The following is an 8,554-nucleotide window of genomic DNA, read 5'->3' as shown; positions in this document are numbered from 1 at the left end:
GGATGGACACCGCCGCCGCCACGCTTCACAGCGCGCGGCCATGACCACGATCCTTTCCGGCCCCGACTGCACCACCATGACGGAGGTCCGCGCCGGCGTCGACCAGCTCGACCGCGATCTCGTCGCGCTCCTCGCCCGCCGCTTCGCCTATATGGATGCCGCCGCCCGCATCAAGCCCGAGCGCGGCCACGTCCGCGACGAGGCGCGCAAGACCCAGGTGATCGACCAGGCCCGCGCCGAGGCGGTACGCCTGGGCGTGCCCGAGAGGGTCGTGGCGGACTTGTGGGAAACGCTGGTCGAAGCCTCGATCGCCTACGAACTCGCCGCCTTCGACCGCCGCTGACGCTGCTCCCTCTCCCACCGGGAGAGGGAAGGGGCCCGCCCGGCAAAGCCGGGTGGGAAGGGTGAGGGTGATGGACGCCCCCCTACCGCCCCCGAGGCCGCGCCAGCGTCGACAACACCCCGCGCAGCGTCCGCACCTCCTGGCTCGACCAGCCCGGCTTGGTCAGCAGCGTGCGCAGCGTCCGCTTGGTCGCCGGCACCCGGTCCGGCGGGAAGAAATAGCCGACGCCTTCCAGCATCTCCTCCAGCTGCCCGATCATCCCGTCCAGCTCGCCCTGCGGCGCGACCGGCGGCAATTCGGTCTCGGGCGGCTGCGCCAGCGCGACCCCCTTCGACCATTCATACGCCACCAGGATCACCGCCTGCGCCAGATTGAGGCTGCCGAACTCGGGATTGATCGGCACGGTGATGATGGTCCGCGCCACCGCCACGTCGTCGGTCTCCAGTCCGGAGCGTTCCGGCCCGAACAGGATCGCCGAGCGCCCCGGCCCGGCATGGATCTCCCCGGCGGCGACCTCGGGCGTCACGACGGGCTTGGTCACTCCGCGCTTGCGTACCGTGGTGGCGTAGACCTGCGAACAGTCGGCCACCGCCTCGGCGACGCTCTCATACACCCGCGCCCGCTCCAGCACCACGTCCGCCCCCGACGCCGCCGGTCCCGCCGCCGGATTGGGCCACCCGTCCCGCGGCGCGACGAGCCGCATCTCCAAAAGCCCGAAGTTCAACATCGCCCGCGCTGCCTTGCCGATATTCTCGCCCAACTGCGGCCGAACCAGCACGATGACGGGGGGCGGGGTGGTCATCCGTTCTTCTTCCTGCATCTCCTCTCCCCCATCCCGTTCGTCTCGAGTAGACGTCGAGCTTGTCGAGACGGCGTATCGAGAGACATCGTTCGCCGGTGATTTACGCGCCAGCCGAGACACGGTCGCCCAGTCCCCCTGAAACAACGCTTCCTTTTTCGCGCGCGACCAGTCCTTGACCTGCATCTCGGCCGCCAAAGCCTCATTCCGCGAAGGAAATTCCTGTGACCACATCAAAGTCACAGGTCGCCGGGTCTGCGTATAACCCGGTATCTCACCAGCCTCATGCTGGCCCATCCGCGCTTCGAGGTTGTCGCTATGCCCGGTATAATAACTGCCGTCGGCACACCGAAGGATATAGGTCCAGAAGGTCATCGCGCAGGCCTTATCTCTCGATACGCCATCTCGACAAGCTCGATGACTACTCGAGACGAACGGAGGCTGGAGGAGCCGTAGAAATGCTCACTCCCCCCGCGCCACCTCTTCCACCGTGCCGGCGAACGCCTCGAAATCCTTCGCCTCGCCAAACTCCCGGTACACGCTGGCAAACCGGATATAAGCGACCGAATCCAAGCCCTTCAGCCCTTCCATCACCATCTCGCCGATCCGCTTGGACGAAACCTCCCCGTCCCCGCTCGTCTCGAGCTGCCGCTGGATGCCGGACACCAGCTTTTCCAGCCGCACCGGCTCGATCGGCCGCTTGCGCGCCGCGATCGAGATGGAGCGGAGCAGCTTATCCCGGTCGAACGGCTCGCGCTTGTCTTCGCTTTTCAGCACCGCCAGTTCGCGCAACTGGATGCGCTCGAACGTGGTGAACCGCGCTGCGCACCCCTCGCACTGCCGCCGGCGCCGGATCGCCGCCCCGTCTTCGGTAGGGCGGCTGTCCTTCACCTGGCTGTCTTCATGGCCGCAAAAGGGGCAGCGCATCGCAGATCGTCAGCCCTTCTTCGTCGCCTTGAAATAGGCGTAGCCGGCACCCGCGGCGGCGCCCAGCAACGGGCCGACGAACGGGATCGGAACCGCCACCACGGCGCCCAGCGCACCCCACTTCGCCATGCTCTTGCCCAAACCCGGCGTGTTCTTCACCTGGTCCTGCACCTGGCGAGCCTTGTTGTCGAAATCGGCCATTCTCTTACCCCTGATAGATCGGGAACCGTGCGCAAAGGGCGCGCACGCGGGTACGAACGTCCGCCTCGACCTCCGGGTCCCCATGCTCGCCCTTGGCCTTCAATCCGTCGAGCACGTCGGCGACCATATGGCCGATCTCGCGGAACTCCGCCGGACCGAAGCCACGGGTAGTGCCGGCGGGGCTGCCGACGCGGATGCCGCTGGTCTTCACCGGGGGCAGTGGATCGTTGGGGATGCCGTTCTTGTTGCAGGTGATGCCCGCGCGCTCCAGCGCCTCGTCCGCATCGCGACCGGTGATGCCCAGCGGCGTCAGGTCGACCAGCGCCAGATGCGTGTCGGTGCCGCCCGCCACCAGGTTCGCGCCGCGCTCCTGCAACGTCGCCGCCAACACCTTGGCGTTCTCGACCACCGCCGCGATGTAGCTCTTGAAGTCGGGGCGCAGCGCCTCGCCGAACGCCACCGCCTTGGCGGCGATCACGTGCATCAGCGGCCCGCCCTGAAGGCCCGGGAACACCGCCGAGTTGATCTTCTTGGCGATCGCCTCGTCATTGGTCATGATCATGCCGCCACGGGGGCCCCGCAGCGTCTTGTGCGTGGTGGTCGTGACCACATGGGCGTGGCCGAACGGCGTCGGGTGCAGCCCGCCCGCGACGATCCCGGCGAAATGCGCCATGTCGACCATGAAATAGGCACCGACCTCGTCCGCGATCGCGCGGAACTTCGCGAAATCGATCACCCGCGGATAGGCCGAGCCACCCGCGATGATGATCTTGGGGCTCGTCTCGCGCGCCAGCCGGGCGACCTGGTCGTAATCGATCAGGTGCGTCTCGGGGTCGACGCCGTACTGCACCGCATTGAACCACTTGCCCGACAGCGCGGCGCGCGCGCCGTGAGTCAGGTGGCCGCCCGCATCCAGGCTCAGCCCCATGATCGTGTCGCCCGGCTTGGCCAGCGCCAGCATCACCGCGCCGTTCGCCTGCGCGCCCGAATGCGGCTGCACGTTGACGAAGTCGCAGCCGAACAACTGCCTGGCGCGGTCGATCGCCAGTTGCTCCACCTCGTCGGACGGCGCGCAGCCCTGGTAATAGCGCTTGCCCGGATACCCCTCGGCGTACTTGTTGGTGAAGACCGACCCTTGCGCCTCCATCACCGCCTTGGAGACGATGTTTTCGGAGGCGATCAGCTCGATCTGCGTCTGCTCGCGCTCCAGCTCATGCGCCACGCCGGCAAAGACCGCGGCGTCCGCGTCGGCCAGGCTGCGGGTGAAGAAACCATCCGGCTGGACGGCGGCGATATCCTGGGGCTGCGTGCTCATGCGAACTCCTTCGACAGCTTGTCGACACGGTGCTGGTGGCGTCCACCCTCGAACGGGGTGGACAGGAAAGCGTCGAGGCAGGCCTTGGCCATCTCCTCGCCGATCAGGCGCGCGCCCATCGCGATCGCGTTGGCGTCGTTATGCTGGCGCGACAGGGCGGCGGTCAGCGGCTCGGACACGAGCGCGCAGCGACAGGCCGGATGCCGGTTGGCGGCGATCGAAATGCCGACGCCCGACCCGCACAGCGCGACCCCGCGATCGGCGCGCCCCTCGGCCAGTGCCTCGGCCACCGCATAGCCATAATCCGGATAGTCCACGCTGGCGCTGCCATCGGCGCCCAGGTCGACCACCTCATGCCCCCGCTCGCGCAACCAGCCGGCCAACACCGACTTCAGCCCAGCGGCGGCGTGATCGGAAGCGATGGCGATGCGCATGGGACGAACGGCTCCGGGCGACAGCGAAATGGAATGCGCGCGCCTTTACGCCGCCGCTGCGGATATTGCCACCCGGAAGTCACGAGATGTGATGGGCGGAACGGTACGCCCCCGTCACGGGTTGCCTTCGGCATGATCACCCGCCTGCTTCCGCTTGCCCTGCTCGCGCTCGCCGCCTGCTCCGGTGCCGCTCCCGATAATGAGGGGGCCTCCAACATCGCCGCCAGCCGCACCGGCGAGCCCAAGACGCGCACGCCGGCAGGCGATTCCACCACCTTCTCCGGCTCGCCCCGCACCAGCGTCGAGACGCATCAGGCCGATCTGGTCGGTCGCTACAAGGGGGTGGAGGGCATGTATCTCGTCGTCCGCCACGGCACGTCCCCCGGCAAATACCGGCTGGAGATGCAGTGGGACCTGGACAACAAGGGCGAGTTCGCCGGTGTCGCCAGGGGCGACGGCATCGCCTTCACCCGTAACGGCGAGGACCTGATGCTGCGCCCGACCGATGGCGATGCGACCGGCCTGAAATGGCTCGTCGGGCAAAAGGAATGCCTGACGGTAAAGCCCGGCGAAGGCTATTGCCGCATCCGCCTGCTGCGATAGGATCGCGTCCGATGAACCTGCCCGTGCGCCTCGCCCCCGACACCCGCGCCCGCTTCACCGCGGCTGAGTTTCTGCGCATGAGCGAAGCCGGCGCGTTCGAGGGTATGAAGGTCGAACTGGTCGCCGGAGAACTGGAACGGATGAATCCTCCGATGAGCCCGCATGCGGGCGCGCAGGCGAGCGTCGTCATCCGCCTGGGCCGCGTCGTTCCCGAAGCGATGCTCCGGGGCGAGGTGGGCATCGCCTTGGGGGAGGACACGGTGGTCGCGTGCGATGCGGCGGTGCTTTCCGCCCCGGTGGACGAGCACCGCTTGCTCCGTCCGCTCGACCTTGCCCTTGTCGTTGAGATCGCGGAAACCACCCAGGCCCGCGACCTCAGCCTGAAACGCCTGCTCTACGCCGCGGCCGGCATCCCGACCTACTGGGTCGTCGACAGCGCCCGCGCGGTGATCCACGTCCATGCCGATCCGATCGACGGCGATTATGCCGACATCCGCACCGTCCGCTTCGGCGCGCCGTTGCCCGTGCCCGGCACCGATGCACAGGTCACGCTCGGCTGATGGCGCATGTCTCGGCTCCGGCGCAGCTGCTCGGCTTTTCCGGCCTGCTCCCGCCGATCGCCCTGGTACTGGCCCAGATCGTCATGCCCGATCCCGCATGGCCGATCGTCACCTTCGCCTATACCGCGCTGATCTTCAGCTTTCTCGGCGGACTGTGGTGGACGATCGCGCTGCGTCGCGACGCAGCGCAAACGCCGCTGCTGCTTGCCGCGGTCACACCGTCGCTGGTCGCCTTCGCCATGTTCCTGCTCGCCGTCTTCCGCCTGTCGATGACATGGCCGCTGGTCCTGCTCGGCAGTGCCGTGTTCCTCACGCTGCTGGTCGACCGCCATCTCGTCACCACGGGTGAAGCGCCCACCGGCTGGATGGGCCTGCGCGTGCCCCTTTCCCTGGGCCTCGGCACCCTGACGATCCTGATGGCGCTGCTGACCGGCTGATCCCTTTCCCTCTCCCCTGGGGAGAGGGAGGGAGCGCCAAAGGCGCGGAAGGGTGAGGGCGCGCCAGACAGAGCAGATATGATTGTTCGCGCGGAGGCGCGGAGGACGCAGAGGTGTCCCGTGCGCGGTAGCGCACCCTCATCACCATAACCGGGAATATAGCGGGACGATCGACTCCGGCGGAACACCTCCGCGCCTCCGCGTGAAAAACCCTTTCTCAAACCCGAAAAATCAGGCCGCCATCCGCAACTCCAGCCGACCCCAGATCTCCACCAGCGCATCGGTCAGCTCGCGCATCATCGCCGGCGTATGCGCCGGCCCCGGCGTGAAGCGCAGCCGTTCCGTCCCCCGCGGTACCGTCGGGTAATTGATCGGCTGCACATAGACGCCGTATTCGGCCAGCAGGATATCGCTGATCTTCTTGGCCTTGACCGGATCGCCCACCATCACCGGCACGATATGCGTATCGCCCAGCATCACCGGCAGGCCGGCATCGCGCATCATCGCCTTCAGCATCTTGGCCGATGCCTGCTGCCCCTCGCGCTCGGCGCTGGAGGACTTCAGGTGCCGCACGCTGGCCAGCACCCCCGCGACCAGCACCGGCGACAGCGAAGTCGTGAAGATGAAGCCCGGCGCGTAGGAACGGATCACGTCCACGATCATCCGGTCGGCCGCGATGTATCCGCCCATCACGCCGAACGCCTTGCCCAGCGTCCCCTCGATGATCGTCAGCCGGTCCGCCACCTCGTCGCGCTCGGAAATCCCGCCGCCGCGTGCACCGTACATGCCCACCGCATGCACCTCATCCAGATAGGTCAGCGCATTGTACCGGTCCGCCAGGTCGCAGATCGCCGCGATCGGGGCGACGTCGCCCTCCATCGAATACACGCTCTCGAACGCGATCAGCTTCGGGGCGGCCGGATCGGCCTCGCGCAGCAATTCCTCCAGATGCGCCACGTCGTTGTGGCGGAACACCCGCTTCTCGCACCCCGAATTGCGGATGCCCGCGATCATCGATGCGTGGTTCAGCTCGTCAGAAAAGATGATGCAGCCCGGCAGGATCTTGGCGATCGTCGCCAGCGTCGCCTCGTTCGAGACATAGCCGCTGGTGAACAGCAGCGCCGCCTCCTTGCCGTGCAGGTCGGCCAGCTCGCCTTCCAGATCGACATGATAGTGCGTGTTGCCGCCGATGTTGCGCGTGCCGCCCGAGCCCGCGCCCACATCGTGCAGCGCTTCCTCCATCGCGGCGATCACCTTGGGATGCTGCCCCATCGCCAGATAGTCGTTGGAGCACCACACCGTGATCGGCTTCGGCCCGTTATGCCCGGCGAAACAGCGCGCATTGGGAAACGCACCCTTGTTGCGCAGGATATCGATAAAGACGCGGTAGCGGCCTTCGGCGTGAAGCCGGTCGATTGCCTGGGTAAAAACGCGCGAATAGTCCACGCGCACGTCCGTGCCGTCGATGCTCATGAACCGACATGTAAGCGACGCCCGTTAACAAGGCTAGCGCATAGACCCGCCCACAGTGATCGAGCCGGGCCGAATCGCATGGACAAATTGTCCCAGACGCTGTTCGAAACGCGCTGATGCGCATTTTGCGGTGCCTGTAAATTAGCTCTTTTTGCGGGTTTCAAACAGGCTTCCGCTACAGCGCCTCCACCACCGGAAAACCGCGCGTCGCCAGCGTCGCCGCGATCGCCTGCTCACGCTCCCCGAGTCGGGTGAACACCAGCCGTCCCGCCACCGGCGCTTCCGGCCAGTCCTGCCCGTCCGTCAGATACGCAATGCGCCGCGCGATCCCCGGCCCGCCATCCACGAAGCGCACTCCCGCCGGCGCCACCGCCGCCATGTCTGCCTCCAGCAGCGGGAAGTGCGTGCAGGCATTGACGATCACGTCGATCCGCTCGCCCCCCGGCTGCCCGAACAGGCCCTGCAACTCCGCCGCCACCGCGTCCAGCGGCGGTGCCACGCCCGCCAGCGCCCCCTCCGCCAGCATCACGAGCGCCGCCGATCCATGGCGCAACACCGTGCAATCGCCCGCAAAGCGCGCCGCCAGATCGTCGACATAGGGCTGGCGCACCGTCGCCTCGGTCCCCAGCACGCCGATGACGCGCGTTTCGCTCATCGCCGCCGCCGGCTTGATCGCCGGCACCGTCCCCACCACCGCCACGTCCAGCGCCGCGCGTACCGCCGGAAGGGCGATGGTCGAGGCGGTGTTGCACGCGATCACCACCAGCCGCGGCCGATACCGCTCCACCAGCCGCCCGAGCAGCGCCGGCACCCGCGCCGCGATCTCCGCCTCGCTCTTGGTGCCGTAGGGAAAACCCGCCGAGTCCGCCGCATAGACGATCGGCGCCAGCGGCAGCAGTTCGGTCGTCGGCGCCACCACCGACAATCCGCCCACACCGGAATCGAAGAACAGGATCGGCCGCGCATCGCTCATGGTCGCCGCTCCTACCGGCCTGCGCGCCTCCGCGGCAAGATCGCCGCCCTTTCTGATGGAGGTTGTTGGACAGTCCCACCCCGCGCCCTTATGCTCCGGCATCGGAAGAGAGGTATCGTTGCCAACCGAAATCGTCTGGGCTCCGCCCGTCCTGGCCTTGCTGTTCGGCTATCTGCTGGGGTCGATCCCTTTTGGAATCATCCTCACGCGGCTCGCCGGTGCGGGTGACCTGCGCCAGATCGGATCGGGCAATATCGGCGCCACCAACGTGCTGCGCACCGGTCGCAAGGGCCTGGCCGCCGCCACGCTGCTGCTCGATCTGGTCAAGGGGTTCGCCGCCGTCGCGATCGTCGCGCACCTCTCGCCGGGTGATGCCCCGCTCGCCGCCGCCGCCGCGTTCATCGGCCATTGCTACCCGGTCTGGCTGCGCTTTCGCGGCGGCAAGGGCGTGGCGACGCTGATGGGCGTCGTCCTTGCGCTCCACTGGCC

General features: G+C 67.5%; 12 protein-coding genes. 5 read left to right on the top strand and 7 right to left on the bottom strand.

Annotated elements, in window-relative coordinates:
- The first annotated feature begins 40 nt into the window (after nt 1–40).
- On the top strand, nt 41–343 hold the full coding sequence (locus Q0U08_RS14570; protein WP_298092180.1) for a chorismate mutase: 303 nt from the start codon (nt 41–43) through the stop codon (nt 341–343).
- 82 nt (nt 344–425) lie between these two features.
- Here the strand turns inward: Q0U08_RS14570 and Q0U08_RS14565 are convergent, their stop codons facing one another.
- From Q0U08_RS14565 to rpiB, 5 genes are all read right to left on the bottom strand, one after another.
- Complete coding sequence (locus tag Q0U08_RS14565; protein WP_298092179.1) at nt 426–1,517, bottom strand: TrmH family RNA methyltransferase; 1,092 nt, start codon at nt 1,515–1,517, stop codon at nt 426–428.
- An 87-nt stretch (nt 1,518–1,604) separates the two neighbouring features.
- Nucleotides 1,605–2,069 carry a transcriptional regulator NrdR gene (nrdR, locus tag Q0U08_RS14560; protein WP_298092178.1) on the bottom strand — a complete coding sequence of 155 codons (465 nt, stop codon included), beginning with the start codon at nt 2,067–2,069 and terminating at the stop codon, nt 1,605–1,607.
- Between the two features lie 9 nt (nt 2,070–2,078).
- Nucleotides 2,079–2,270, bottom strand: a complete 192-nt coding sequence (locus tag Q0U08_RS14555; RefSeq protein WP_298092177.1) for a hypothetical protein — start codon at nt 2,268–2,270, stop codon at nt 2,079–2,081.
- A 4-nt stretch (nt 2,271–2,274) separates the two neighbouring features.
- Complete coding sequence (glyA, locus tag Q0U08_RS14550; RefSeq protein ID WP_298092176.1) at nt 2,275–3,585, bottom strand: serine hydroxymethyltransferase; 1,311 nt, start codon at nt 3,583–3,585, stop codon at nt 2,275–2,277.
- Entirely contained in the window at nt 3,582–4,019 is a 438-nt protein-coding gene (rpiB, locus tag Q0U08_RS14545; RefSeq protein ID WP_298092175.1) for a ribose 5-phosphate isomerase B, read from the bottom strand. Before rpiB ends, glyA begins: the two co-directional genes overlap by 4 nt.
- Nucleotides 4,020–4,151: 132 nt before the next feature.
- On the opposite strand from rpiB, the gene Q0U08_RS14540 reads away from it, so the two are divergent.
- Genes Q0U08_RS14540 through Q0U08_RS14530 form a run of 3 tightly spaced genes read left to right on the top strand, consistent with a single transcriptional unit; the run spans nt 4,152 to nt 5,619 of the window.
- Nucleotides 4,152–4,622: a hypothetical protein gene (locus tag Q0U08_RS14540; protein ID WP_298092174.1), complete on the top strand. Its 471-nt coding sequence runs from the start codon at nt 4,152–4,154 to the stop codon at nt 4,620–4,622.
- An 11-nt stretch (nt 4,623–4,633) separates the two neighbouring features.
- Complete coding sequence (locus Q0U08_RS14535; RefSeq protein ID WP_298092173.1) at nt 4,634–5,182, top strand: Uma2 family endonuclease; 549 nt, start codon at nt 4,634–4,636, stop codon at nt 5,180–5,182.
- Entirely contained in the window at nt 5,182–5,619 is a 438-nt protein-coding gene (locus Q0U08_RS14530; protein WP_298092172.1) for a DUF3429 domain-containing protein, read from the top strand. The genes Q0U08_RS14535 and Q0U08_RS14530 overlap by 1 nt, the downstream gene beginning before the upstream one ends.
- A 231-nt stretch (nt 5,620–5,850) precedes the next feature.
- Here the strand turns inward: Q0U08_RS14530 and hemA are convergent, their stop codons facing one another.
- On the bottom strand, nt 5,851–7,092 hold the full coding sequence (gene hemA, locus Q0U08_RS14525) for a 5-aminolevulinate synthase (RefSeq protein ID WP_298092170.1): 1,242 nt from the start codon (nt 7,090–7,092) through the stop codon (nt 5,851–5,853).
- 175 nt (nt 7,093–7,267) lie between these two features.
- Nucleotides 7,268–8,065, bottom strand: coding sequence for a glutamate racemase (gene murI, locus Q0U08_RS14520; RefSeq protein ID WP_298092168.1), 798 nt, complete (start codon nt 8,063–8,065; stop codon nt 7,268–7,270).
- A gap of 118 nt (nt 8,066–8,183) precedes the next feature.
- Between murI and Q0U08_RS14515 the strand changes: the two genes are divergently transcribed.
- On the top strand, nt 8,184–8,554 hold a 371-nt coding region (locus tag Q0U08_RS14515; RefSeq protein ID WP_298092165.1), incomplete at its 3' end, for a glycerol-3-phosphate acyltransferase.

The organism is uncultured Sphingomonas sp., assembly GCF_946477935.1.
Lineage (GTDB): Bacteria > Pseudomonadota > Alphaproteobacteria > Sphingomonadales > Sphingomonadaceae > Sphingomonas.
Note: the sequence above shows the minus strand (reverse complement) of the source record. Positions and strands in the feature narration are given on the sequence as shown.

Excerpts from the sequence above, each read along its gene's own strand:
- Q0U08_RS14570 (WP_298092180.1), top strand. The coding sequence starts at position 41 with ATGACCACGATCCTTTCCGGCCCCGACTGCACCACCATGACGGAGGTC.
- Q0U08_RS14565 (WP_298092179.1), bottom strand. The coding sequence starts at position 1,517 with ATGACCTTCTGGACCTATATCCTTCGGTGTGCCGACGGCAGTTATTAT.
- nrdR (WP_298092178.1), bottom strand. The coding sequence starts at position 2,069 with ATGCGCTGCCCCTTTTGCGGCCATGAAGACAGCCAGGTGAAGGACAGC.
- Q0U08_RS14555 (WP_298092177.1), bottom strand. The coding sequence starts at position 2,270 with ATGGCCGATTTCGACAACAAGGCTCGCCAGGTGCAGGACCAGGTGAAG.
- glyA (WP_298092176.1), bottom strand. The coding sequence starts at position 3,585 with ATGAGCACGCAGCCCCAGGATATCGCCGCCGTCCAGCCGGATGGTTTC.
- rpiB (WP_298092175.1), bottom strand. The coding sequence starts at position 4,019 with ATGCGCATCGCCATCGCTTCCGATCACGCCGCCGCTGGGCTGAAGTCG.
- Q0U08_RS14540 (WP_298092174.1), top strand. The coding sequence starts at position 4,152 with ATGATCACCCGCCTGCTTCCGCTTGCCCTGCTCGCGCTCGCCGCCTGC.
- Q0U08_RS14535 (WP_298092173.1), top strand. The coding sequence starts at position 4,634 with ATGAACCTGCCCGTGCGCCTCGCCCCCGACACCCGCGCCCGCTTCACC.
- Q0U08_RS14530 (WP_298092172.1), top strand. The coding sequence starts at position 5,182 with ATGGCGCATGTCTCGGCTCCGGCGCAGCTGCTCGGCTTTTCCGGCCTG.
- hemA (WP_298092170.1), bottom strand. The coding sequence starts at position 7,092 with ATGAGCATCGACGGCACGGACGTGCGCGTGGACTATTCGCGCGTTTTT.
- murI (WP_298092168.1), bottom strand. The coding sequence starts at position 8,065 with ATGAGCGATGCGCGGCCGATCCTGTTCTTCGATTCCGGTGTGGGCGGA.